The sequence below is a fragment of the Mycobacterium sp. pUA109 genome, from assembly GCF_041287095.1.
Lineage (GTDB): Bacteria > Actinomycetota > Actinomycetes > Mycobacteriales > Mycobacteriaceae > Mycobacterium.
Window position 1 is genome coordinate 223,359 of record NZ_JBGGKS010000002.1, and the last position, 24,834, is coordinate 248,192.

Here is a 24,834-nt window from a genome sequence, read left to right on the forward strand (position 1 = left end):
GTCGCCGCCCGGCGCCCGCGTCGCCGCCCGGCGCGAGGGTGCGCAGTTGTACGGTCACCGCGCAAAATCCTGGCATTCTGCGCACCTTCGCGGCGACGCCCCGTATATCAGGACCATTGACATGTATCAATGGGCTTGATATACCAGGGTGATGACTGAACCCTCGGATTTCGCATTTGACACGGCCTACCGCGGTGAGTCCACCCAACTCGGCCTGGGCGCCAAGCCGCCGTGGAGCCTGGGCGAACCCCAGCCCGAGCTGGCGGCGCTAATCGAGGCCGGCAAGTTCCACGGCGACGTGCTCGACGTCGGCTGCGGCGAAGCCGCCATCTCGCTGCATCTGGCCGAGCGCGGTTACACCACCGTGGGCCTGGACCTGTCCCCCACCGCCATCGACCTGGCCCGCCGCGCCGCCGCCGAGCGCGGCCTGACCAACGCTACCTTCGAGGTCGCCGACATCAGCGAATTCAGCGGCTACCCACCCGGCTCTGACGGCCGGTTCGGCACCATCGTGGACTCCACCCTGTTTCACTCCATCCCGGTGAAAGCCCGAGCGGGCTACCAACGCTCGATCGTGCGCGCCGCCGCACCGGGCGCGTCGTACTTCGTGCTGGTCTTCGACAAGGCGGCCATCCCGCAGGGCCCGCCCTACGCGGTGACCGCCGACGAATTGCGCGACGCGGTGGCCAAGTACTGGGTGGTCGACGAGATCACGCCGGCCCGGCTGTACGCCAACGCCGGATTCGCCGAGATCGGCGCGCAGCTGGGCGCCGAGGTCCGCACCGAACCCGACGGCCGGGCCTCGGTCGCCGGCTGGCTGCTCACTGCGCACCGGGACTGACACCATGGCCGCCACCAAGCCGCCGCGCTGGCTCAAGCCGGTCAACAAAGTGATGATCGCAATGCAAAAGCTGGGCATCCCCACCGGGCCGCCGATGATCCTGACGGTCCCGGGCCGCAAAACCGGTCAGCCGCGCAGCACCCCGATGACCCCGTTCACCCTGGACGGGCAGCTCTACACGGTGGCCGGGTTCCCCAACGCCGACTGGGCCCGCAACGCGCGGGCGGCCGGATCGGGCACGCTGCGGCACGGCCGCACGACGCGGCCGGTGCGGATCGTCGAATTGGCCCCCGAGGAGGCCCGCCCGGTGCTGCGGGCGTTCCCGGTGCAGGTGCCGATCGGGGCGGGTTTCCTCAAACGGGCCGGCCTGGTGCAAGACGGCACCCCCGAGGAGGTCGAGGCGCTGGCCGGGCAGATCGCGGTGTTCCGCTTCGATCCGACGGGCTAACGCGCCGCCAGGTCGGCCACCCGCTGCATCGCGTCCATGCACTGCTGCAACGCAAACGCCGGGTTGAACTCGAGATGCTTGGTCGGGCCGGGATAGACCAGCACATGGCCGGCCGGAAAGAAGTACACCTCACCGGCTTCCACGACGTCGTCGGGCCAGTCGGTGCCGGGATAGGTGGCGCGGATTGAGCCTTCGAAGACGTACCCGTAATGCGGGCACGGGCACAGACCGCCCGGTAGCCCACCCAGCCGGTTGACGTCGCTGCAATCCAGCGGGTGATCGACGGTTGTGTAGCCCACCTCGAGGTCGCCCCATTGCACCGAGCGGAACCGGTCCACGGTCGCCGGCCAGCGACCTCCCCCGCCGTTCGGCAGCTCCAGCGGTTTGGCGTGCGGCATGGCGTCCCGACCCTCTCTGTCCGGTACTTCACGGGAAAATACGATGTCGAAGTAGAATCACACATCATTCGCTGCAAGAGCGTAGTACTCTTTCGCCGGGGGCGGGCCGGAAATTCGGAGGAGTCGCCGTGAGCCAGCCATGGATGCGGCAGGCGAGCCGCGGGGTGAGCGTCGTATTCGCCACGCTGACCTTCGCCTCACTCACCTCGATTGCCGCGGCGCAAGCCGAGGACGACGCCGACCTGACCGCCCTGATGATGGGCGGCACCGGGATGCCGGTGGCGCGCGCCGATTGGATGGACTCGCTGCTCGCCGACTACATCGACCCCGCCACCGGCACCAGCTACACGCCGGTCGGGGTCGACTACCCGGCGGGTCTGCCCGTCGACCACACCGTGCAGCTCGGGTTGACGGATCTGCACGCCGCGATGGACCAGCTGCAGGCGGCCGATCCGGGCCAGCCGTACCTGGTTGCGGGCTATTCGCTGAGCGCGTTGATCGCCGTGGAGTTGAAGCGCGAGTTGGCGGCGGCGGCCCAGGCCGGGCAGCCGGTCCCCGACGTCACGGTGGCGCTGTTCGGCTCGGGCAACCGACCCGACGGCGGTATTTACGAGCGGTTGGACGGCTTGTTCGTCCCGGGTCTGCAGGTCGACGCCAACGGCGCCGAGCCCACCGATCTGGGCATCCCCACCCTCGACGTCGCCAACCAGTACGACGGGTTGGCGGACACCCCGCAGTTCCCGGTCAACCTGGTGTCCGACCTGAACGCGGTCCTGGGCGTCATCTACCGGCACACCAGCTACGGCGACGGCGCCATCCCCGGCTGGACGGACCCGTCGACGCCGCTGGCCGGGCCGTACGCCGATCAATACGTGCTCGGCTCCACCCAGATCGTCGAGCAGGTGGACGGGGACACCACCTTCTACTTCATCCCGACGACCGAGCTGCCGCTGCTCGAGCCGCTGCGGCAATTGGGGGTGCCCGAGCCGGTGCTCAACATCGTGCAACCGGCGCTGCAGGTGATCGTCGAAGCCGGCTACGACCGGTCCGTGCCGTTCGGGGATCCCACCCCGTTCCAACTGATTCCGACGCTGGACCCGGTCACGTTCAGCGCGGAGTTCGCCAAAGCGGTGGTGCAGGGCGCCAACAACGCGTTCGAGCTGTTCGGCGTCCCGATGCCCGGCGCCGACTGGCTGGAGAGCATGCTGACCGAGCTGCAGACCTGGTCTGCCCATGAGATCGGCGTGCCCTACTATGACGCCGCCACCTGGTTCAACGACAACTTCAACCCGTTCACCGCGGTCTTGGATCTGGAGGGCCCGCTGGGCCTGGACATCCAGAATCTGCTGGACCTCACCGGGATTCAGCAGGCCATCGATCCGGTGCTGGAGCTGATCGGGACCCTGGGCGGGCTGGTCACCGGCTGAGCCCGGGACGACGGCGCCGACTGTGCGGTGTCATACGCTTCGCCGCCGAAAAGCGTATGGAACCGCACAGTCGCGAAGGCGAACCCGCCGCCTGAGTGTCAGCCGATTTTCTGCAGCCGGAACGGCATTTCGATGATCAGCGGCAGGTTCAGCCGACACGCCCCGCTGACCCCGTAGGTCTTGTTCACCCCGGCCAGGGTCGGGGATCCGGGGCTGACGTAGCCCTCGCCGTTGACCGGGTAGAACCGGTAGATCTGCAGGCCGGGCGCGACGCTGCCGTCCTCGCACCGCTCCCAGTCCGGCAGATTCCGCTTGACGACGTATTCGCCGGTGCCCGATTGGATGTCGGCATCCCACCCGGCATCGCTGTGCACCTGGCCGGAGCAGGTCACCGCGTCGCTGCACACCGTGCTGATTGTCCAGGTGCTGCGCAGGCTGGCCTCGTCGTGGTAGACGTCATTGGTCTGGGCCCACTCCCCGTTGGAGGTGGCCAAATAGACGCCGTTGAGCGCCCACTGGTCCCCGTCCGCGCCAGCCGCGGGCGCCGCCGCCACACCGGCGGCCAGCAGCCCTACCGCGATCGCCAGCGCGGACCGGGGACCCATCGTCAACCCGCCGGGGTGAACCGCAGATGCAGGTCGGTGAGCCCACGCAGGATGTAGGTGGGTTCGTAGCGGTAGCTGCGGTCCCCCGGCGGGCCGTGGTGGGCTTCCTCGGCGGTGATGTCGGTCATCCGTTTCAGGATCCGTTCCAGCGACACCCGACCCTCCACCCGGGCCAGCGGGGCACCCGGACACGAGTGGACGCCGCGGGCAAACGCCACATGTTCGCGAACGTTCTTGCGGTACAACTGGAATTCGTGGGGGCAGCCGAACTTGTCCGGATCGCGGTTGGCCGCGCCGGGTGTCACCATCACCACGGTGCCGGCCGGCAGGTCGACGCCGCCCAGGCTGGTGGTCTTGCGGACCAGCCGAAAGTCGGCCTTCACCGGGCTCTCCAGCCGCAGCGTCTCCTCGAGGAAGGCCGGGATCAGGCTGGGATCGCGGCGCAGGGCGTGCTGCAGCTCGGGCTGATCGCACAGGATCCGCAGCGCGAAACCGAGCAGCTTGGCCGTCGTCTCCTGCCCCGCACCGAACAGGAACGTGGCCGTGCGCACCACGTCGGTCACCGGTGGGGTCGACCCGTCCGGGTACTTCGCCAACGCCAGATCGGTGAGCACGTCGTCACGGGGGCGGCTGCGGCGGTCTTCGATGTAGGCGCTGAACTTGTCGTCCAGGAATTGCAGCGGGTTGGTGGCGGCCGGGTCGTGGTCGAGGTTGCCGGCGGTGTGCGGATTCGCCAGGGCCGCCCGAAACTCCCGGTGGTCGGCTTCCGGCACGCCGAGCAGGTCGGCGATCGCCAACAGCGAGTACGGCTTGCTGTAGGCGGTGAGGAATTCGCAGGCGCCGTCGGCGACGAATTCGTCGAGCTGGGCGTCGGCCAGCCGCCACAGGAACTCCTGGTTCTCCTTCAACCTGGCCGGCGTGAGCAGCCGGCTGAGCAGCGACCGGGCCCGGGTGTGCTGCGGCGGGTCCATCGTCACCATGTGCTCATGGGCCGGCATCTTGTGGCGGTGCTGGCCGATCAGCGCGTCGATGTCGTCGCCGACGGGTTCGAACGGCAACGGCGGGAACGGTCCGCCCAGCGCGACGCAGTTGGAGTAGGTGTCGGCGTCCTTGTACACCTCCAGCGTCTCGTCGTATCCGGTCACCGCGATCACCCCGTGATGGGGTTCGCGCACCACCGGCCCCTTCGACCGCAGATGGTCGAAGTAGGGCTGCGGGTCGGGCACGAACGACGGGTCGGTGAAGAAGTCCCGGGAATCAAAATCGGTCACGGAAAACACCTTTCGGTAGGTGCCGAAGAGGGGGGTACCGCTCGCCGGGGGTTATCCCGGGGCGGAGATCAGTTCGGGCTGCCGCCGAGGGCGGTCAGGCAAAAGCGCCACAGCTGTTCTTTCACCAGGTCCATGTCGGTGTCGCTTTGCGCGGCGAAGGCGTAGTAGTGGTACACCGACCGGGCCAGTTCCGCCAGGAACCACGAGTCCCACTCGGAGCCAGCGGGTTTCAGCAACCCCGCTTTCACCGCGGCGTCGACCTCGGTGCGCAGCAGGTCGACGAACGGCTTCTCGGCCTCGGCGAGTTCCTTGGGAAAATGGCGGTGCAGCCGCCAGTGGGTCGAGACGATGAACCGTGCGGTGGCCGCGTCGCTACTGTTCAACCGTTCCAGGGTGGAGGTGATGTAGAGCCGCAACCGGGCCAGCGGATCATCCAGCTCGGCGCCGGCCTGGGCCCAGCGCTCGCAGGCATCGGTCATCGCGTCGCCGATGACCGCCAGCAGCAGTTCGTCCTTGCTGGCGAAGTAGCGGTAGAAGGTCTGCAACGCGACACCGGCTTCGGCCACCAGTTCCTGGGTGGTGAATTCGTCGCCCTTGGCGGCGATGAGCCGGCGGGCGGCGTCGAGCATGACCCGCACCTGTTCGGCGATGCGCATCCGGGACCGTTGCACGGCCGCCGACCGCTCGACGGCCCGCTCTACCCACGACACCGGAGAAATACTAGCGTCTGTCATGTCGGCGCCAGGACGACGACGGGGATTTCCCGGTCGGTGCGCGACTGGTAGACGTCGTAGTTCGGCCACAGCTCCGTCATGATCTTCCATAACCGGGGTTTTTCCGCGGCGGTGGCCGACCGGGCTGTCACCGGGGTCCGCACGTCTTTGACCTGGATGGTTGCCTGCGGATTGGCCTGCAGGTTCACATACCACGACGGATGGCGCGGCGCGCCGCCCATCGACGCCACCACCAGGTAGTCGGCGCCGTCGCGACCGAAGATCAGCGCCGAGGTGTGTGTCGCCCCGCTGCGCCGTCCGGTCACGCTGAGCAGCAGTGTCGGCACCCCGTTCCACAGGTAGCCGGTCTGCCCACCGGTTCGCTGGTAGGCCCGCACATGCTCGGCGCCCACCAGGGCGAGATCGGGTGGTTTGTAGTCGAGTTCGGCCATCGTCGTTCTGCCTCCTCCTCATGTGTCGAACAACACCGGTATCGCGGTGGCGCCGCGTTCGTACATACCCACGAACCGCGGTGGCTCGGCTGCGGGGTCAAGCCGCAGATTCGGCAAGCGGTCCAGCAACGCACTGATCCCGACGCTCATCTCGGCACGGGCGACGTGCATGCCCAGACAGATATGGGCACCCTGGCCGAAACCCAGCGAGGGTTTCAGGGGCCGGAAGATGTCGTAGTCGTCGGGCCGCTCCCAGCGGGCCGGGTCGCGGTTTGCCGCACCGATATTCATGTGCACCACCGACCCGGCCGGTATGTCGACCCCGGCGATTTCGGTGTCGGATATCACCCAGCGGGAGAACATCGGATCGGTGGGCATCCAGCGCAGCGCCTCGTCGATCGCCGGCCGCAGCAGCGCCCGGTCGGCCCGGATCGTCGCCAACAGCTCGGGGCGCTGCAACAGTGCGGTCAGCGTGGTACCCATCTGCTTCCAGGTAGTGCCCGATCCCGCGCCCAGCAACAGCAGCACGAACGAGTGGATTTCGCGATCGGACAGCCGGTGGGTGACACCAGCGTCGTCGGTCAGTTCGGCGCCCACCAGCACACTGATCAGATCGTCTTGCCGCTGTCGCCGCCGGGCCTCGATGATGGGGCGGACCAGGTCGATCACCTTGCCCGGATCGCTGCTGAGCGCGGCGCGAATCTCCAAGGCCTGCTCGACGGGGACCCCGAAACTGCCGGTGATCGTCAACACCGGGATCGCGGCGCAGAAGTCGACATTGAGTTCGGCCCGCCCGTCGGCGATGAACCCGTCGATGAGCAGCTGCACCGTGTCGGCAATCCAGTTCTGGATCCACCATTGCGCCTTGACCGGCAAAAACGACGGCTGGACCAGGCCCCGGTAGCGTTTGTGCTGCTCCCCGCCCATCGACAGCATGCTGTTGGTCAAACCCAGCGGGCCGTTGTCGAGGTCGACGGGTTCGGGTGAGGAGGCGAACACCTCCGGGTTGCGGTAGGCGGTAAAGCAGGTGTCGTAGCTGAACAGGGTGAAGTGCGGCCGGTCCGGGTAGGGCAGCCCGTGAAAATACATCGAGTCGGTGCACCCGGTCAGCTCGTGCAGGGTGCCGGGCAGCACCGGGCCCTGTTCGCGCAGCCGATGCCATACCGGGTAGGGATCGTCCTCGTATCCCCCGCCGCTGAACACGTTGTAGGAGCTGCGCAGGTCGAACAGTTCCCGCAGCCGGGCACGGTGCAACGTCGAGGCGGTCATCGGGCCACATACCCCCCGTCGACCGGCAGCGCCACGCCGGTGACATTGGCGGCGGCGTCCGACACCAGGTACAGGGCGGCCTCCGCGCAGTCCTCAGCGGTGATGGCGCGGCCCAGCGGGTGTTGGGCACCGACCTTCGCGGCGATCGCGTCGCGCTGAGCCTCGTCGACCTGGAGACCACCGGCGGCCATGAAGCCGGTCAGCGGCATGGCGGCCGGGCAGATCGCGTTGACCCGGATCCCGAACGGCGCCGCCTCGATGGCCACCGCCCGGGTGAGTTGCAGCACACCGCCTTTGGTGGCGCCGTAGACCGAGCCGCCCCAGGCCACCAACCCGGCCACCGAGCCGGTGTTGAGGATCACCCCGCCCGTGCCTTGCTCTTTGAACCGCAGCACCGCGTACTTGCAGCCCAGGAAGATTCCGCCGAGATTGACCGCCACTAGCCGGTTGAATTCTTCGAGGGAGTGGTCCTCGAGCAGCGCACCCAACCGCGGGGTGGGGACACCGACGTTGTTGAACAGGACGTCCAGCCGACCGTAATGGTCGACCGCTGCGGTGATCATCTCGCGGACTTGTTGCTCGTTGGCGACGTCGGTACCAATCGCGGTAGCGGTGCCCCCTGCCGCCTCGATCTGGCTCGCGGTGTCTTTGGCGTGCTCGACGTCGATGTCGGCGCAGACCACCGCGGCGCCCTCCGCGGCGAACCGCAGCGCCGACGCCCGGCCCACCCCGGAACCGGCACCGGTGATGATCGCGGACTTACCGCTCAGAACGGGCATCGGGTCACGCGCTCGCCAACACCGGCGGCTCGGCCGGGGTGAATCGGTACAGGCGTTCGGCGTTACCGCGCAGGATCTTGTACTGCTGGTCCGGCGTCAAGTCCTTGATGCACTCCTTGACCACCGTGATGCAGTTGGGCCACGTCGAATCCGAATGCGGATAGTCGGTTTCGCACATGATGTTGTCCTCGCCGATCTCGTCGATGCTGGCGACACCGTGCGTGTCGTCGATGAAGCAGCCGAAGATGTGCTCGCGGAACACCTCGCGGATGTTCAGGGTGTCCAGGTCAGCGTCGGTGCCGGCGTGGCCCATGAACTTGGCGCCGCGCTGCACCCAGTACCGCTGTTTGTCCAGCACCTGCTCGGCGCGCTCCAAAAAGTAGGGCATCCACCCGATCTCGCCCTCCGACAACGCGATCTTCAGTTTCGGGAAGCGCTGGAACATGCTGCTGAACAACCAGGTCAGCATGGCGCCGGAGGTGCGGATCGCCCCCCAGGTCAAATTCGCCATGAACGGCGAGTCGTTGGAGATGCGCGGCACCGTCGACGAGGAGCCGACGTGCATGCTGACCACCATCTCCAGGTCGTTGGCGGCGGCCATCACCGGGTCCCAGTACCGGTCCTTGTCATGGATGGTCGGCAAGCCGAGCGGCTCCGGGTTCTCCGAGAAGCAAAACGCGGTGGCCCCCTTGGCTGCACAGCGTTCCATCTCCTTGGCGGCCAACGCCGGATCCCACATCGGGATCAAGATGAGCGGGATGAAACGGCCCGGCGCCGCACCCGCCCACTCCTCGATATGCCAGTCGTTGTAGGCCTGCAGGCAGGTGAAGCCGAATTCGCGGTCGCTGGCCTCCATGAACAGCTGCCCGCAGAACCGGGTCACGGTCGGGAACGACAACGAGGCCAAGATGCCCGCCCGGTTCATGTCCTCGACGCGGGCCAGCGGGTCATAGCAGCCCGGCCGCATCTCCCGGTACGGCAACGGCTCCGGGCTGAACTCCTCTTTAGATTTGCCGGCGACCGCGCTCAATCCGCTGCTGGGCATGCGCTTTCCGTCATAGACCCAGAAGTCCATGCCGGTGTCGTCCTGCTCCATGTGCGGGGCGCGGTCGCGGTCTTTGGCCGGGACGCGGTCCACCCACAGATTCGGCGGCTCCAGAATGTGATCGTCGACCGATACCAGCCAGTCGAGGCTCGGCGTCATTTCAGCTCCCCAATCGACATGTGTTTGACCTCCTGAAATTCGCGGATCCCGTCGGGACCCCGTTCGCGGCCGAGGCCGCTTTGTTTGTAGCCACCGCTGGGCGCATACGCGCTGAACACGGTGGTGTTGACGTTGACGGCGCCGGTGCGGAGCCGCCGAGCGACGCCGAGGGCGGCGGCGACGTCGGCGCCGTACACCTGCCCGGACAGCCCGTAGCGGCTGTCGTTGGCGATCGCCACCGCCTCGTCGACGTCCCGGTAGCCCAACACCCCGATCACCGGCCCGAAGATCTCCTCCTGGGCGGCGGGATTGTCATTGGCGGGCAGGTCCAGCACGGTGGGTTCGAAGTAGTAGCCGCGGTCCAGACCGGCTGGCCGGCGCCCGCCGGTGCACACCGCGCCGCCGTGGGCTTCGGCGAGTTTGACGAAGTGCTCGCATTTTTCGCGTTGCGCCGCACTGATCACCGGGCCCATGTTCACCCCCGCGGCGGTCGGCGCCCCGACCGTCAGCGACCGGTAGGCCGCGCTCACCGCGTCGAGCACGTCGCCCTTGCGGTCGTGCGGCACCAGCATCCGGGTGGCGGCCACGCAGGCCTGCCCAGCCGTACTGGCCACCACGGCCAGTGCGCCCGCCGCGGCCTTGTGCACCGCATCGGGCAGATAGATCTGGGCTGATTTGCCGCCGAGTTCCAGCGACACCCGCTTGATGGTGGGGGCGGCCTGCTCGAGGATCTTGCGGCCCGCCAGCGTGGACCCGGTGAACGACACCATATCGACGGCCGGGTGGCTGGTGAGCAGTTCGGCTGCGGCCGTGCCGGATTCGACGACCACGCTGAGCACTCCCGGCGGCAGGCCGGCGGCGTCGGCGGCGGCACCGAACACCAGCGACGAGATCGGGGCGAGCGGGCTGGGCCGCAGGATCACCGAGTTGCCGGCCATCAGCGCGGGAATCAGTTTCTGCAGTCCCATGATCAGCGCGGCGTTGTACGGGGTGATCGCGGTGACGACACCGACGGGTTCGTGGCGCCGGATGGACAGCGCGACCCGGCCGCGGACCAGGTCGTCGGCCGGCACCGGGCTGGGTTGCTCGTGCGGCAGGGACTGGTACAGGTCGATCGTCTGGCGGGCCATCGCCAGGCCCGCCTGCAGCTGCGTGAGCTCGGCGAAGCGGACCGGCTGCCCGGCCTCGGCGACCAGGGTGGCGACGAGTTCGTCGCGGCGGCTGTGGATGTAGTCGAGGAAGGCGCCGAGCACCCGGGCCCGGTCGGCGGCGGACCCGTCGGCCCACGTTCCCTCGTCGAAGCTGCGGCGCGCTTCGGCGATGGCCCGCTCGACCTCGCCGATCGGGGTGGCAGTGATTTCGGCGACCGGGGTTTCGTCAGCCGGGTTCTCGACCGCCACCGCCTTCTCGCCGCTGATCCAGCGACCGGCGACGTAGCTGCGCTGCTCCAAGAGAACCTTCACCGGACTCCTAACCGCTGTTCGAAGTAGAACTATATTCTCGTTTTACCAATACCACAACTCTCAATACGGCTGAGCGGCGTACAGCACCGCACCGCCGTAGTGCGGCGAGGAATGGCACGCCAGCCCGACGGTGGCGTCGCGGCGCTGCCGGTCGCCCGCGCGCCGCGACAACTGCAGATAGCACTCGAGCATCTGTGGGACGCCGTGCATGCGCCCGTTTCCCAGGGCCCCGCCCCCGGACAGGGCCGGTATCGCCGCGGCACGGTCGCTGTCGATACCGCCGGCCGCGACGAACCGATGCGCTTCACCGACCGGGCACAACCCCAGTGCTTCCAGCCAGAACCACACCAACGGCGCAAAGCCGTCGTACACCTGGGGCAGGTCAACCTCGGCGATGCCGATGCCGGCGTGCGCGCCCAGTTGGCGGGCCAAGGCCGCCCCGCCGTCGAGGATGTCGTCCAGCGGCCAGTGCAGCGGCAGCCGCCGCCGCGGCGGGGCGCCGGTGGCGTAGCCGGCGACGTACACCGGCGGATGCGGCAGATCGCGCGCCCGGTCGGCGCGGGTGAACACGAACGCCGCCACGCCGTCGACGGGCAGGTCGCAATCGAATTTGCACACCGGGTCGAACAGTGGTGGCGCCGCGAGGTATTCGTCGACGGCCAGCGGGCGATCGTGCCAATACGACCACGGGATCCGCGCCCCGTTCTTGCGGGCTTCGATCACCACCGCGGCCATGGATTCGCGCCGGGCGCCGAACCGCTGCAAATATTCGGTGTAGGGCAAGGCGATCGCGGCCAGCGGCCCGAAAAAGCCCTGGGGCGCGGTCCACTGCAGCGGCCCGCCGGCCTGGCGCAGCGGGTTGGCGTGATAGCGGCCGCCGGGGTTGTGCAGCGCGCGGTGCACGACGACGTAGTCGGCGGCACCGCTGGCGACCGCGTTGACGGCGATCGCCACCGACCCGGTGAGCTGGCCGATGCCGTCGAACCCGGCGACGTAGCGGGGCTCGGCGCCGAGGTGCCGGGCGAGCCAGGCCGCGGACACCACGCTGACGCCGTCCTCGGCTGGGTGGCCGCGCGCGCTGGGCAGCAGGCTAGCGCCCACGAACCCGTCGACCTGCGCGACGGTCAGCCCGGCATCGCCGATGGCGGCCCGGGCGGTGTCGACCGCCAACGCGCCCAACGGCTTTCCCGCGCACCTCCGCACCGGGCTGTGCGCGTAGCCGACGACGGCGACCTGGTTGCGGGCCGCGAAACTCATCGCTGCAGCTCGAACGCCGGCACCGCGACACCCGGGGCGAGGTCCTCGAACCGGGCGCACACCGGTGCCCCGACGCGCAGGCCGGCGCCGACGCCGTCGAGCAGCCGGCCGATGAGCCGCAGCTCGGCTTGGTCGGCCAGTTCCACGTCGACGAGCACGAACGGCACATCGAATCCGGGCAGAAACGACTGGCGCACCACCGTCCAGGACCGCACCACGCCGCGCCCGCCGACCGCGGTGAAGGTGAAATCGGGGTCGGTGGTGCCGCAGTGCGGGCACACCACCTCGGGCGGCACGGTGAACATAGCGCAGCGCGCGCAGCGGGCGATCGTCAACTGGTGCTGGGCGGCCGCCGCCCAGTACGGTGCCGAGGTGTCGTCGGGGACCGGCAGCGGCCGCGTCACGGGATGACCCCCGCCTCGGCGAGCCCGCCGATCTCCTCCCAGTCGTAGCCGAGTTCTTCCAGCACCGATTCGGTGTGCTCGCCGTGTTCGGGGGCGCGCCGCAGCTCGGCGGGACGTTCGTCGAGTTGGACCGGCACGTTCGGCAGCCGGTAGTGCTCGCCGTCGTCGAGGGTGACGGTGCCGATGTAGTCGTTGGCGAGCACCTGCGGATCGGTCGTCACCTCGGCCACCGATTGCAGCGGCGCCCACGGCGCGTCGAGGTCGGCCAGGATCTGCCTCCACTCGGGCAGCGTGTGCGCGGCGAACACGGCGTCGAGTTCGGCCACGCAGGCGGCGCTGTGGGCGCGCCGCGCCGCCAGATCGCGGAAGCGGGGGTCGGCGGCGAGGTCGTCGCGGCCGATCAGCGCGCAGAACTGCGGCCAATACCGGTCGCCCTGCAGGAACATCAGTTGGATGTGGCGGCCGTCGCGGGTGCGGTAGCTGCCGGTGAGCGGGTTGACCTGCGGTCCGCGCCCGCGGACCGGGGCCACGTCGCCGCCGTTGAGGGCCGCCAACATATCCGAGGACAGCGTCCACATGGCGGTGCCCAGCAGCGACACATCGACGGTCGACCCCCGCTCGGTGCGGTGCCGCCGCAGCAACGCCGAGGCGATGCCGAACGCCAACGCCATCGCGCCGTTGCGGTCGCCCATGGCGCCGCGCTGGCTGATCGGATAGTCCCGTTCGGTCGGGGTCAGCACGTGCCCGACACCGCCGCGCGCCCAGAACGCCGAACTGTCGTAGCCGGGTTGGTCGGCGTCGGGGCCGCGGATCCCGAAGCCGTGGCCACGGGCGTAGATCAGTCGCGGATAGCGTTCCTGCAGCGCGTCGGCGTGCAAGCCCAGCCGTTCCAGCGCGCCGGGGCGCAGGCTGGTGAGGAACACATCGGCGGTCGCCAGCAGCTGGTGCAGCACCGCGAGCCCGTCGGGGTGTCGGAGGTCCAGCGCCACCGAGCGTTTGCCCCGATTGGCCAGCGCCATCGACAGATTCACGCCGCCGCTGTCGGTGCCGATGCCTTGGGTGGCCAGCCCGCGGTAGGGGTCGCCGTCGAGGCGCTCGACGCGGATCACGTCGGCGCCCCCGTCGGCCAGCAGCGCCCCGGCGACCGGCACGAACACCCACTGCGCCAACTCGACGACCCGCAGCCCGTCGAAGGGGCCCGGCGCTGTGGACGTCATCGCGGTATCCCCAGTTCCAGCGCCGAGTGGTCGGCGGCCGCCGTGCCCAGTCGATGCAGCAGAACCTCGATGATGGCCGGATCGACCTGGGTGGTGATGGACCACAGGAATAGGCCGTGCAGGATCCCGCACCGCAGGCTGCACCAGGCGCTGTCGGAGTCGGGTGGTTCGACGCCGCAGGCACGCACGCGGTCCAGATAGTGCTGCAGCAGGTCCCGTTCGGCGCTGCGGCGGTCCTTCACGGTCAAGGCGGAGGCCAGGTGGTAGCCGACGTCGATCGACCACCCGCCGCGTTGGACCAGTTGCCAATCGAGCAGGCCGGGTCGGCCGGACGCGTCCACGAACAGATTGCCCACGTGCGCGTCGCCGTGAATCACACACCACGGGCCCGGTTCGTTGCCGGCGATCATGGCGCGGTAGGCGTCGACGAGCCGATCCGCGTCGCGCAGCTCGCGGGGCAGCCCGGATCCGTTGGGGCCGTGCAGGTTGCTTGCGATAATCGACATCGTGCGCGGCAGTCCCCACGATTGGAATACCCGGCCCATCCGGGGCGCGAGCCACGACGCTGTCGACCAATGCGGTGCACACCAGGTCGCGGCGTGCAGCGCGGCCAGCTCCCCCAGGCTGTCCGCGGCCTGATCGGCGGTGAACGGGCTGGTGCCGTCGAGGAACCGGCCCCCGTGCGCGGCGACGTCCACGCTGACCACCACGCCGTGCCGGGTCTCGGGATCGACGTCGGCGTAAACCGGCTGCAGGGTGCGTACCCCGACGGCCGGTGCCAGGTCGCGATAGAAGTACGCTTCCGGTTCGCCGACAAATCGTGCCGCCCTGCCGATCTCGTTGAAATAGCCCTTCACGCACAATCGGGTCGACAACCCGGCGGGCAGCGGCTCGTCGCACTCGATGGTGAAGCGCGCGTTCGTGGAGATCCGGTCGACCACCGGGCCGGGCACCACGTTGCGCACCTCGACGCCCAGCGCCGCCGTCAGCCACTGCGGTGACAGCGCCTCGGCGAGACTGTCCGGGACAGCTGGTGCGGGATCCTGTCTCAACTGCATGCGGGCACCGTCATTTCAGGCCGCTGCCGCCGTCGATGGGCAGGGTGACCCCGGTGAGGTAGCGCGACTCGTCGGAGGCCAAGAACAGCACCGCATTGCTGATGTCGACCGCTTCCACCCACGGGATCGGCAGAATGTGAAACATCGAGCAGATCGGGCGCAGGTCGTCGGGTCCCGGGTTGTCCAGGTCGGGGCGAAACGACCGATAGGTGGATTCGTTCATCAGCATCGGCGTGTTGACGTGGGTGGGATGCACCGAGTTCACCCGGATCGAATGCTGCCCGAGCTCGACGGCGAAACTGCGCATGACCCCGACCACTCCGTGTTTGGCCGCCACGTAATGACCGACGTGCGGATAGGCTTTCAGCCCGCCGACCGAACTGGTCAGGATCACCGACCCGCCGCGCCCGCCGGCTTTGAGATGACCGGCGCCCGCCTTGACGGTTTTCCACACCCCGCTCAGGTTGATGTCGAGCATGTCCTGCCACCGCTTTTCGTCCATCTCGTCGAGCATGGCGCCGGGGGTTCCGACGCCGGCGTTGGCCACCACCACATCCAGCCCGCCCAGCTGCTCGACGCCGCCGTCAACCGCGGCCGACAGGGCGTCGTAGTCGCGGACGTCGACCTCGGCGGTCACGATTCGCCGGCCCAGATTCTTCACCAGCTCCGCGGTGTGGGCGAGATCTGCTGGGGTGGAGGACGGTTCGGGCACGTCGTCGATGGGTTTGCAGATGTCGACGGCGATGATGTCGGCGCCTTCGGCGGCCAGCCGAACCGCGTGACTGCGGCCCTGGCCGCGCGCCGCCCCCGTCACCAGCGCGACCTTGCCCGCTACCCGACCAGCCATGGCGACCCCTTTTCCTCGTGGGTGCTGGGGGCCGATGCCACCAGCGATTCCGTAATCGACTGCCGCACCAGGTACTTCTGCACCTTTCCGCTGGCAGTGCGGGGATAGTCGTCCACCTGGTGCAGCTGCTCGGGCCACTTCTGGCGTGCCACCCCGGCGTCCGCGAAATGCGCCCGGATCTCGTCGAGCCCCGGCATCGAGTGGCCGTGCCGGATCCGCAGCACCGCGGCGACCCGCTCCCCCAGCCGCGGATCCGGCACGCTCACCACGACGGCTTCGGCCACCGCGGGCACACCCAGCAGCACCTCCTCGACCTCCAGGGCGCTGATGTTCTCGCCGCCGCGAATGATCAGGTCGGATTTGCGGTCGGTGATGGTGAGGTAGCCGTCCGCGTCGAGGACCCCGATATCGCCGGTGTGATACCAGCCGTCGTCGTCGAAGGCGCGCCGCGTCAGCGCGGCGTCGGTGTAGCCCAGGCACAGATCCGGTCCGCGGCTGAGTATTTCGCCGTCCGCGGCCAGCCGGACCTCGACGCCGGGCCGCGGCCTGCCGTCGGTCAACAGCCGTTTGGGCTCCGGGTCGGCGTGCGCGCAGCCGGTGATCGACGGATGCTCGGTGCTGCCGTAGGAGCGGGTGACGCTGATCCTGAGACCGGCCAGCCGGGTGGTCACCGCCGCGGGCACCGCCGAGCCGCCCAGACCGATGTGGGTGAGGTAGCGCAGGTGCGCGTCGCGGAACGCGGGATGGTCGAGCAGGCTGGTCACAAAGTAGGGCGGTCCGCCGCCGATGCCGACGCCGTCGCTGTCCATCAGCGCGATCACCAGCCCGGGATCCCATACATCGCACAGGTCGATCGGCGTGCCGTCGAGGACGGGGATCAAAAACGCACCGAGCATGCCGATGAAATGTCCCACCGGCAGCGCGGTCAGCTGACGCCCCCGGTCGGGCGGGTAATTGGCGGCCAGTTGGCGGGTTTCACATACCAGGGTCTGGTGCGAGTGGATGACGCCCTTGGGTGCGGTGGTGGTTCCCGAGGTGAACGCGATCAGCGCCGGGCCGGCCGGGTCGACGTCCAACGTGCCCGGCATCGGTGGGTCCGCGAGCAGCTCCACGAACTCGGTGCCCGGCCCGCCGCCGACCACCCCGACGACCGGCACCTCGGCTGCGAGCGCGGGATCATAGCGGTGCCGGCCGAACTGCTGCGCGGTGATGAACACCCGCGGCACGGCGTGGCGCAGGATGAAACCCAGTTCCCGGGGCCCGTAGAAGTGCACCACTGGCACCACCACCGCCCCGAGAAACGCCGACGCCCAGAAGGTGGCCGCGGCCTCCACCCAGTTCGGCAGCTGGAACGCCACCACGTCGCCGGCCCGAACGCCCCGCGCGGACAGCCCCGCGGCCAGCCGGCGGGCCAGCAATTCCACCTCGGCGAACGTCCCGGTGTACGGCCGGACCGTGGAGTGCACCCGGATCGCGGTGTCCGGGCGGGCGGCAAGCCCGCGCGCCAGCAGCGCCCCCAGCGACTCCGAGGTCCACCAGCCCATGTCTTCGTAGTGCCGCCGCAGCGGGGCGGGGATGGCGCGCATGGTTCCCGGATCACCTCTCAACCGGTCGGGTGCGTCAATAACTGTGCAGCTAAAGATAGAACCTAATTCTTGTTTATAACATCTTGTGATTCTTTAATTTCGGATGTAGCCTTCGCGTCCAGACAAGTATGAGAGTTGCATCACAGTCAGGGGTGGTTTTGGCCAGTTGCCCGGCGCCCGGCACCGGAGACCCGTCCCGGTGACCGGCGGACCCCGTTACCGGAGCCCGCTGGCCGGCGTCGCCACCCTGGTGGCGATCGTCGTAATCGTCGCGCTCGCCATCGCCCAGTTTCGCGGCCACTTCACCGACACCGTGCCGCTGACGGTGCTGTCCGGGCGCGCCGGCCTGCTGATGAACCCGGGCGCCAAGGTCAAACTCAACGGCGCGCAAATCGGGACGGTCGCCGCGATCGACGACACCGACGACGGCGCGGTGGCCCTGCACCTAGCGATCGAACCCGCCCAGTTGCGGCTCATCCCGGCCAACGTGACCGTCGGCATCGGATCGAACACGGTATTCGGCGCCAAGTCGGTCGAGTTCGTCTCGCCGCCACAACCTTCGGCGATCAACCTGGCCGCCGGGCAGGTGCTGACCGCCGAGCATGTGACGGTGGAGGTCAACACGATCTTCGGTCAGCTCAACGCGGTGCTGGCCCGGGTCGACCCGGCCAAACTCAACGAAACCCTGGGCGCGCTGTCCGCGGCCTTCACCGGTCGCGCGGAGAAGTTCGGGACGACGTTGACCGACCTGAACTCCCTGTTGGCGACCCTGGAGCCCAGCCTGCCGCAGCTGGGCCACGACATCGAGACCAGCACGCCGGTGCTCGACGCCTACGCCGACGCGGCGCCGGATCTGCTTGCCACCGTGGCCAATACCAGCCGCATCAGCACCACGCTCGTCGCCGAGGAATCCCGCCTGGACGCGTTTTTGCTCGGCACCATCGGCATGGCTGAGGTCGGCCAGGACGTGGTGGGCACCAACCGGCAGGCGCTGACCGACGCCCTGCACCTGCTGGTGCCGACCACCGAGCTGACCAACGCGTACCATCCCGCACTGACCTGCGGCCTGAAGGCGATGACGCCGTTGGCCACCCAACCGCCGGAAACGCTGCCCGGCCTGGTGGTGCTGGCCGGGCTCAGCCTGGGCATGGAACGCTACCGCTACCCGCAGAACCTGCCGAAGGTCGCGGCCAAGGGCGGCCCGCAATGCGAGGGTGAATTGCCGGTCCCCAAGGGCACTTTCCCCCCGTTCCTGGTCTCCGATGTGGGCGCCAACCCGTGGGCGTACGGCAACGACGCGATCGTCCTGAACTCCGATGCCCTCAAACAGTTCCTGTTCGGGCCGATCGACGGACCGCCCCGCAACTCCGCCCAGATCGGGCAACCCGGATGACCCGCACGGCGCCGGTGGCGGTCAAGTTCGGTGCGTTCGCGGCGGTGATGCTGACCGCAACGATCCTGCTGTTCTTGGTGTTCGAGGGTTTCCGCAGCGGACCTACGGCGGGATATTCGGCGGTGTTCGCCGACGCGTCCGGCCTGCGGGCCGGCGACTCGGTGCGGGTCGCGGGCGTGCGGGTGGGCACGGTCGACCGCGTCGTGCTGCGCGACGACAACACCGCCCTGGTGCACTTCGACGCCGACCGCGAGGTGGTGCTCACCACCGGCACCACCGTCGCGGTGAAATACCTCAACCTGGTCGGGGACCGCTACCTGGAGCTCGCCGACGGGCCGGGCTCGACCCAGGTGCTGTCCCGCGGGGCGCAGATCCCGGTGGCACGGACCCGGCCGGCGCTGGACCTGGATCTGCTGCTAGGCGGGTTGCGCCCGGTGATCCGCGGCCTGGATCCGCAGGACGTCAACGCGCTGACCTCGGCGCTGCTGCAGATCTTTCAGGGCCAAAGCGACACCATCGGGTCGCTGCTGTCGAAAACGTCGTCGTTTTCCAGCACGCTGGCCGACCACAACGACGTCATCGAGCAGGTCATCGACAACCTCAACACGGTGCTCGCGACGCTGGGCAAGGACGGCGAGAAGTTTTCCGGCGCCCTGGATCGCTTCACCCGGCTGGTCGGCGAGCTGTCCAGCGAGCGCGACATGATCGGCGCCGCCATCGAGTCGTTGAGCAACGGAACCGCCTCGGTGGCAGAGCTTCTCGGCAACGGCCGGCCGGCGCTCGCCGCCGCGGTGGACCAGTTGAATCGCCTCGGCCCGCTGATCGACCAGGACAAGGGCCTCATCGACGCGTCGCTGCAGCGCGCCCCGGACAACTTCCGCAAGCTGGCCCGCACCGGCGCCTACGGCAGCTTCGTCAACTACTACCTGTGCGGGGTCTCGGTGCGGGCCAGCGACCTGCAAGGCCGCACCGTGGTCTTCCCATGGTTCAAACAGGAAACCGGAAGGTGCGCGGAGCCCTGATGCTCAAATACCGCAACGCCAATCTGTTCAAGTCCGGGTTCATCGGTGTGGTCCTGCTGCTGTTGGTCGTCGCGGTCGGGCTGCATCCCGAGCAGCTGACGGCGTGGGCGACGACGCTGCGCTACCAGGCGCTGTTCACCGAAGCCGGCGGCATCGCGGCCGGCAACGACGTCATGGTCGCCGGTATCAAGGTCGGCCACGTCGCCGACGTCGCGCTGGACGACGGCAAGGCGCGGGTGTCGTTCGTGGTAACCGGCACGGTGCGGTTGGGCAATCGCACCACCGCGCACATCCGCACCGGCTCGCTGCTGGGGGCACGGATCCTGGTCCTGCAATCCGCGGGGACGCAGCGATTGCGGGCCTCGGCCACCATTCCGGTGTCGCAGACGTCGTCGCCGTATTCGCTCAACGAGGCCGTCACCGACCTGACCACCCATATCGGAGGCACCGACACCGCGTCGCTCAACCAGTCGCTGGACACCCTGGCCGCGACGCTGGATCAGGTGGCGCCCCAGCTGGGGCCGACGTTCGACGGGCTGACCCGGCTCTCGCGGTCGCTGAACACCCGAAGCGACACGCTCGCCGATCTGTTCAGCAACGCCGCCGACGTGACCGCCGTCTTGTCCGAGCGCAGCCAACAGGTCAACGCGCTGCTCCTGGACGGCAACGACCTGCTCGCGGTGCTGGTGCAGCGGCGCCAAGCCATCAGCGAACTGCTGGCCAACACCACCGCCGTGGCGCGGGAACTGTCGGGGCTGGTCGCCGACAACGAAGCCAAACTGGCGCCGACCCTGGACCGGTTGAACGCGATCGCCGCCATGCTGGAAAAGAACCGCGACAACCTCGCCAAAGCGCTGCCCGGGCTGAAGAAGTTCCAGATCACCTCCGGTGAGACGGTGTCCAACGGCTTCTACTACAGCGCCTATGTACCGAATTTGGCGATCCCGGAAGCGCTGCAGCCGTTCCTGGATTATGCGTTCGGGTTTAGGGCTGGCGACCCCGATGCGCCGCGCGCCCTGTTCCCACCGTTTCGCAACGGCATTCCCGGGGGTTCCCGATGACCGCCACCCGACGGCTGCGGATCGTCGCCGCCGCGGCCCTGCTCACGCTGGCGGGCACCGGGGCCGCGGTGGTGCGCGGCGCGGTGCTGCACCCCACCACCCTCACCGCCTACTTCACCAGCGCCACCGGGATTTATCCCGGCGACGAGGTCCGGGTCGCCGGCGTGAAGGTCGGCACCATCACCGGCATCGAACCGCAGGCCGCCCAGGTCAAGCTCACCTTGCAGGTCAACCGGTCGGTGCCGGTGCGCGCGGACGCCAAGGCGATCATCGTCGAGCAGAATCTGGTCGCCGCGCGGTATGTCCAACTCGCCCCGGCCTACGAGTCCAGCCACCCCACCGCCACCTTGGCGGACGGGGCGGTCATCCCCCGCGACCGCACCGCGGTGCCGGTGGAATGGGACGAGGTCAAAAGCCAGCTCGCCCGGCTGGCCACCGACTTGGGGCGGGTGAACGAGGATTCGTCCACCTCGGTCAGCCACTTCATCGACAGCGCCGCCGACGCCATGGACGGCAACGGCGCCAAGCTGCGCGAGACGCTGCGGCAACTGTCCGGGGTGGGCCGGATCCTGGCCGACAAAAACCAAGACATCGTCGGCACCATCAAGAACCTGCAAACGTTCGTCACCACGCTGCGGTCCAGCACCGAGCAGATCGTCGAATTCCAGGACCGGCTCGCCACGTTCAGCAGCGTCATCAACGACAGCCGCTCGGATCTGGACGCGATGCTCAACGAACTGTCGGTCACCACCGGTGAGGTGCAACGGTTCATCGCCGGTACCCGTGACAAGACCACCGAGCAGATCCAGCGGCTGACCAACGTCACCCAGGTGCTGGTCGACCATCGGCTGGACGTCGAAAATATTCTGCACGGGGCGCCGACCGCGTTCTCCAACGGCTACAACATCTACAACCCGGTGGTGCCGGGCGCCATCGGCACCTTCCTGATCGACATCTCCAACCCGGTGCAGTTCATCTGCGGCGCGATCGGCGCCGTGGAGAACACCACCGCCCCCGAAACCGCCAAACTGTGCGCCCAATACCTCGGGCCCGCACTGCGGCTGCTCAACGTCAACTATCTGCCGTTCCCCACCAATCCGTTTCTGCAGCGGGTGGCGCCGCCGGACAAAATCCGTTACGCCGAACCGAATCTGGCGCCCGACGGTGCGGGTCCGGGCCCGGCGGCACCGGAGATTCCGCCGGCGGTCTCGGCCTACACCGGGTTGAACAATGACGTGCCGCCGGGGCCGAGCCTGTCCGAGTTGCTGCGGCCGGGGCCGTCGAGTCTGCCCGAGCTGCTGCTGCCCAGCACCCCACCCGAGCCGGGCCCGCCGTCATGAGGTCGCTGCGCCGGGTCGCCGCGATCGGCGGCGTCATCGCGGTGACCGGTAGCGCCTGCGCGTTCCAGGGGGTGAACTCGCTGCCGCTGCCCGGCGCGGTCGGCCGCGGGGCGGGTGCCGACATCTACCATGTGGAGATCGCCAATGTCGCGATCCTGGAGTCGAATTCGCCGGTAATGATCAACAACGTGTTCGTCGGCAGCGTCGCCAAGATCGGGGTGAAGAACTGGCACGCGGTGGTCGACGTCTCGGTGCTGCCCAACGTCGCGGTACCGGGCAACGCGGTGGCCTCGATCGGGCAGACCAGCCTGCTGGGTTCGATGCATTTGGCGCTCGACCCGCCCGTCGGTCAGCGGCCGGCGGGCCGGCTGGCGCCCGGAGCGACGATCGGGCTCAACCGGTCGTCGACGTACCCGACCACCGAACAGACGCTGTCGGCGCTGTCGATGGTGGTCAACGCTGGCGGGCTGGGACAGGTCGGCGACATCGTGCACAGCTCGGCCGCGGCGCTGTCGGGGCGGGCCCCGCAGATCCGCGAATTCCTCACCCGGGTGGACCGATTCGTCGCCACGGTCGACGAGCAGCGCGACCGGCTGGTGGCGGCGATTACGGCGATGAACCGGCTGGCCGCCACGTTCAGCGCGCAACGCGACACCATCACCGAGGCGCTGGCCAAGATTCCGCCGGCCATCGACGTGCTGCTGCGGGAACGGCCGGCCATCACCACCGCCTTAGACAAGCTGCGGGTGTTCAGCGACACCACCACCCGGCTCGTCATCGACGCCGGCGACGACCTGGTCACCAACCTGGGGAACCTGGCGCCGACGCTGCAGGCGCTGGCCGACGTGGGCCCCGGCCTGGACACCGTGCTGGCCTACGTGCCGACCTTCCCGTTCACGCAGAATTTCCTGGACCGGGCGCTGCGCGGCGACTACTTCAACGTGTTCGCCATCGCCGATTTGACCGTGCCCCGGCTGAAGCGGTCGATGTTTCTGGGCACCCGGTGGGGCGATCCGAACGCCGAAATGGTGCCCGCACCCGGTGATCCCTGGTACCTGAACTACAGCTACGAACCCGTGGGTGCGCCCGCGGCACCGGTGGCGCCGCCGCCGGTGGCCGGGCCGGTGCTGCCCATCGCGCCACCGCCGGGCCCACCGCCCGCCGCCCCGACCGGCGCCCTGTTCGCGGGCCCGTATCCCAGCGAGCCGGGGCCGCGCTGATGCTGACGCGGCTGGTGCGCATCCAATTGGCGCTCTTCACGGTGGCCTCGCTCTGCGGGATCGCGGCGATGGTGATCAACTATCTGCAGGTGCCGACCTGGTTCGGCATCGGCCGGGTCACCGTCACCGTGGAACTGCCCGGCACCGGCGGGCTGTACCGGTTCAGCAACGTCACCTACCGCGGGGTGCAGGTCGGGCAGGTGACCTCGGTACGGCCCACCCGGGACGGCGCGCGGGCGGTGCTGTCGCTGCACGCCACCCCGCACATCCCGGCCGACGTGCGGGCCGAGGTGCACAGCATGTCCGCGGTCGGCGAGCAGTACGTCAACCTCATCCCGCGCGGTGACGGGCCGCCGTTCCTGCGGGACGGTGCGATCATCGCCCGCGCCAATACGACGGTGCCGCAACAGATCGGCCCGGTGCTCGACCAGCTGAGCGCACTGCTGAAAACCATCCCGCAGGACCAGCTGAGCACGCTGCTCGACGAGTCGTTTAACGCGTTCAACGGGGCCGGCGATGACCTGAGCTCGCTGCTGGACTCGGCCTCCCGGGTGGCCGACAGCGCCAACGCCGCGTCCGGGCACACCAAAACGCTGATCGACGACACCGGGCCGTTCCTCGACGCGCAGGCCCAGACCACCGACCAGGTGCGGGCGTGGGCGCGCAGCCTGGCCGGCGTGACCGACCAGATGGTGCACGACGATCGGCCGTTCCGGGCCGTGCTGCACACCGGCCCGGGTTTCACCGAGGAGGTTTCGCGGCTGCTGGTCCAGGTCAAACCCACGCTACCGGTGCTGTTGGCCAACCTGACGACCGTCGGCCAGATCGGCGTCACCTACCACCCGTCGCTGGAGCAGCTGCTGCTCCTGCTGCCCCCGTATGTGGCCGCCACCGGTTCCTACGGCGCCGGCAACAACGCCACCGGTCACGCGGTCGGCGGGTTCGCGTTGAGCATCGCCGACCCGCCGGCGTGCACGGTGGGCTTCCTGCCGCCGTCGGCGTGGCGATCACCGGCCGAAACCGACGTGGTCGACACCCCCGATGATCTGTATTGCAAACTGCCGCAGGATTCGCCGATCGCGGTGCGGGGCGCGCGCAACTATCCGTGCATGGGGCACCCCGGCAAGCGCGCGCCGACCGTGGAGATCTGCAACAGCGACCGGCCGTACGTGCCGCTAGCGATGCGCGAACACGCGCTGGGCCCCTACCCGTTTGACCCCAACCTCATCGCGCAGGGTGTTCCGCCCGATGACCGGGTGACGTTCAACGACAACATCTACGGCCCCACCGAGGGCACCCCTCCCCCGCCGGGGCCCGGGCCGGCCGAGGCGCCACCCGCGCCGGCGCCACCCGAGCCAGCGCCAGCCGATCCGGGACCACCGGACCCCGCGGCGCCGTCGGCGTTCACCGGCGGGCCGGCCGGGCCGTCGGTGGCCGTCACCAAGTACGACCCGCGGACCGGGCGCTACGTCGCCCCCGACGGGTTGGTGTACCAGCAGTCCAGCCTGGTCCCGACCGCGTCGGCGAAGACGTGGACCGACCTGCTGCCGCACTGATTT

At 69.0% G+C, this 24,834-nt stretch carries 24 protein-coding genes; 9 read left to right on the plus strand and 15 right to left on the minus strand.

Annotation, left to right across the window (positions count from 1 at the left end; genetic code table 11):
• The first annotated feature begins 151 nt into the window (after positions 1–151).
• On the plus strand, positions 152–841 hold the full coding sequence (locus tag ACAG26_RS03245) for a class I SAM-dependent methyltransferase (protein WP_370479269.1): 690 nt from the start codon (positions 152–154) through the stop codon (positions 839–841).
• 4 nt (positions 842–845) lie between these two features.
• Complete coding sequence (locus ACAG26_RS03250; RefSeq protein WP_370479270.1) at positions 846–1,289, plus strand: nitroreductase family deazaflavin-dependent oxidoreductase; 444 nt, start codon at positions 846–848, stop codon at positions 1,287–1,289.
• Here ACAG26_RS03250 and ACAG26_RS03255 read toward each other — a convergent pair.
• Positions 1,286–1,687 carry a hypothetical protein gene (locus ACAG26_RS03255; RefSeq protein ID WP_370479272.1) on the minus strand — a complete coding sequence of 134 codons (402 nt, stop codon included), beginning with the start codon at positions 1,685–1,687 and terminating at the stop codon, positions 1,286–1,288. The two genes, ACAG26_RS03250 and ACAG26_RS03255, sit on opposite strands and share 4 nt — an antisense overlap.
• A gap of 128 nt (positions 1,688–1,815) precedes the next feature.
• Here ACAG26_RS03255 and ACAG26_RS03260 point away from each other — a divergent pair, with 128 nt between their 5' ends.
• Positions 1,816–3,114, plus strand: coding sequence for a PE-PPE domain-containing protein (locus tag ACAG26_RS03260; RefSeq protein ID WP_370479274.1), 1,299 nt, complete (start codon positions 1,816–1,818; stop codon positions 3,112–3,114).
• Positions 3,115–3,212: 98 nt separating this feature from the next.
• Here the strand turns inward: ACAG26_RS03260 and ACAG26_RS03265 are convergent, their stop codons facing one another.
• From ACAG26_RS03265 to ACAG26_RS03330, 14 genes are all read right to left on the minus strand, one after another.
• Positions 3,213–3,719, minus strand: coding sequence for a hypothetical protein (locus ACAG26_RS03265; protein WP_370479276.1), 507 nt, complete (start codon positions 3,717–3,719; stop codon positions 3,213–3,215).
• A 2-nt stretch (positions 3,720–3,721) separates the two neighbouring features.
• Positions 3,722–4,990, minus strand: coding sequence for a cytochrome P450 (locus tag ACAG26_RS03270; RefSeq protein ID WP_370479278.1), 1,269 nt, complete (start codon positions 4,988–4,990; stop codon positions 3,722–3,724).
• Positions 4,991–5,058: 68 nt separating this feature from the next.
• Complete coding sequence (locus ACAG26_RS03275) at positions 5,059–5,661, minus strand: TetR/AcrR family transcriptional regulator (protein WP_370479631.1); 603 nt, start codon at positions 5,659–5,661, stop codon at positions 5,059–5,061.
• Positions 5,662–5,720: 59 nt separating this feature from the next.
• Entirely contained in the window at positions 5,721–6,155 is a 435-nt protein-coding gene (locus tag ACAG26_RS03280; protein WP_370479280.1) for a nitroreductase family deazaflavin-dependent oxidoreductase, read from the minus strand.
• 18 nt (positions 6,156–6,173) lie between these two features.
• Positions 6,174–7,424 (minus strand): cytochrome P450, encoded by a 1,251-nt coding sequence (locus ACAG26_RS03285; protein ID WP_370479282.1) that lies wholly within the window; start codon positions 7,422–7,424, stop codon positions 6,174–6,176.
• Positions 7,421–8,203, minus strand: coding sequence for an SDR family NAD(P)-dependent oxidoreductase (locus tag ACAG26_RS03290; protein ID WP_370479284.1), 783 nt, complete (start codon positions 8,201–8,203; stop codon positions 7,421–7,423). The genes ACAG26_RS03285 and ACAG26_RS03290 overlap by 4 nt, the downstream gene beginning before the upstream one ends.
• 4 nt (positions 8,204–8,207) lie before the next feature.
• Positions 8,208–9,407, minus strand: a complete 1,200-nt coding sequence (locus tag ACAG26_RS03295; protein ID WP_370479286.1) for an amidohydrolase family protein — start codon at positions 9,405–9,407, stop codon at positions 8,208–8,210.
• Entirely contained in the window at positions 9,404–10,870 is a 1,467-nt protein-coding gene (locus ACAG26_RS03300) for an aldehyde dehydrogenase family protein (protein WP_370479288.1), read from the minus strand. The genes ACAG26_RS03295 and ACAG26_RS03300 overlap by 4 nt, the downstream gene beginning before the upstream one ends.
• A 60-nt stretch (positions 10,871–10,930) precedes the next feature.
• A complete protein-coding gene (locus ACAG26_RS03305; protein WP_370479290.1) occupies positions 10,931–12,127 on the minus strand; it encodes a thiolase family protein in 1,197 nt (398 codons plus the stop codon).
• Entirely contained in the window at positions 12,124–12,531 is a 408-nt protein-coding gene (locus tag ACAG26_RS03310; RefSeq protein WP_370479292.1) for a Zn-ribbon domain-containing OB-fold protein, read from the minus strand. Before ACAG26_RS03310 ends, ACAG26_RS03305 begins: the two co-directional genes overlap by 4 nt.
• Positions 12,528–13,748 (minus strand): CaiB/BaiF CoA transferase family protein, encoded by a 1,221-nt coding sequence (locus ACAG26_RS03315; RefSeq protein ID WP_370479294.1) that lies wholly within the window; start codon positions 13,746–13,748, stop codon positions 12,528–12,530. The genes ACAG26_RS03310 and ACAG26_RS03315 overlap by 4 nt, the downstream gene beginning before the upstream one ends.
• Complete coding sequence (locus ACAG26_RS03320) at positions 13,745–14,806, minus strand: phosphotransferase family protein (protein ID WP_370479296.1); 1,062 nt, start codon at positions 14,804–14,806, stop codon at positions 13,745–13,747. The genes ACAG26_RS03315 and ACAG26_RS03320 overlap by 4 nt, the downstream gene beginning before the upstream one ends.
• 10 nt (positions 14,807–14,816) lie before the next feature.
• Positions 14,817–15,653: a mycofactocin-coupled SDR family oxidoreductase gene (locus tag ACAG26_RS03325; RefSeq protein ID WP_370479298.1), complete on the minus strand. Its 837-nt coding sequence runs from the start codon at positions 15,651–15,653 to the stop codon at positions 14,817–14,819.
• Positions 15,638–17,239 carry an AMP-binding protein gene (locus ACAG26_RS03330; RefSeq protein WP_370479300.1) on the minus strand — a complete coding sequence of 534 codons (1,602 nt, stop codon included), beginning with the start codon at positions 17,237–17,239 and terminating at the stop codon, positions 15,638–15,640. Before ACAG26_RS03330 ends, ACAG26_RS03325 begins: the two co-directional genes overlap by 16 nt.
• 199 nt (positions 17,240–17,438) lie before the next feature.
• On the opposite strand from ACAG26_RS03330, the gene ACAG26_RS03335 reads away from it, so the two are divergent.
• The 6 genes from ACAG26_RS03335 to ACAG26_RS03360 are packed head-to-tail and all read left to right on the plus strand — an operon-like array spanning position 17,439 to position 24,831.
• Complete coding sequence (locus ACAG26_RS03335) at positions 17,439–18,632, plus strand: MCE family protein (protein ID WP_370479302.1); 1,194 nt, start codon at positions 17,439–17,441, stop codon at positions 18,630–18,632.
• Entirely contained in the window at positions 18,629–19,654 is a 1,026-nt protein-coding gene (locus tag ACAG26_RS03340) for an MCE family protein (protein ID WP_370479304.1), read from the plus strand. Before ACAG26_RS03335 ends, ACAG26_RS03340 begins: the two co-directional genes overlap by 4 nt.
• A complete protein-coding gene (locus ACAG26_RS03345) occupies positions 19,639–20,715 on the plus strand; it encodes an MCE family protein (protein WP_370479306.1) in 1,077 nt (358 codons plus the stop codon). The genes ACAG26_RS03340 and ACAG26_RS03345 overlap by 16 nt, the downstream gene beginning before the upstream one ends.
• The gene (locus ACAG26_RS03350; protein ID WP_370479308.1) at positions 20,712–22,055 is read left to right on the plus strand and encodes an MCE family protein; all 1,344 of its coding nucleotides are present in this window, start codon (positions 20,712–20,714) and stop codon (positions 22,053–22,055) included. The genes ACAG26_RS03345 and ACAG26_RS03350 overlap by 4 nt, the downstream gene beginning before the upstream one ends.
• A complete protein-coding gene (locus ACAG26_RS03355; RefSeq protein ID WP_370479310.1) occupies positions 22,052–23,275 on the plus strand; it encodes an MCE family protein in 1,224 nt (407 codons plus the stop codon). Before ACAG26_RS03350 ends, ACAG26_RS03355 begins: the two co-directional genes overlap by 4 nt.
• Entirely contained in the window at positions 23,275–24,831 is a 1,557-nt protein-coding gene (locus ACAG26_RS03360) for an MCE family protein (protein WP_370479312.1), read from the plus strand. The genes ACAG26_RS03355 and ACAG26_RS03360 overlap by 1 nt, the downstream gene beginning before the upstream one ends.
• Positions 24,832–24,834: the final 3 nt, after the last annotated feature.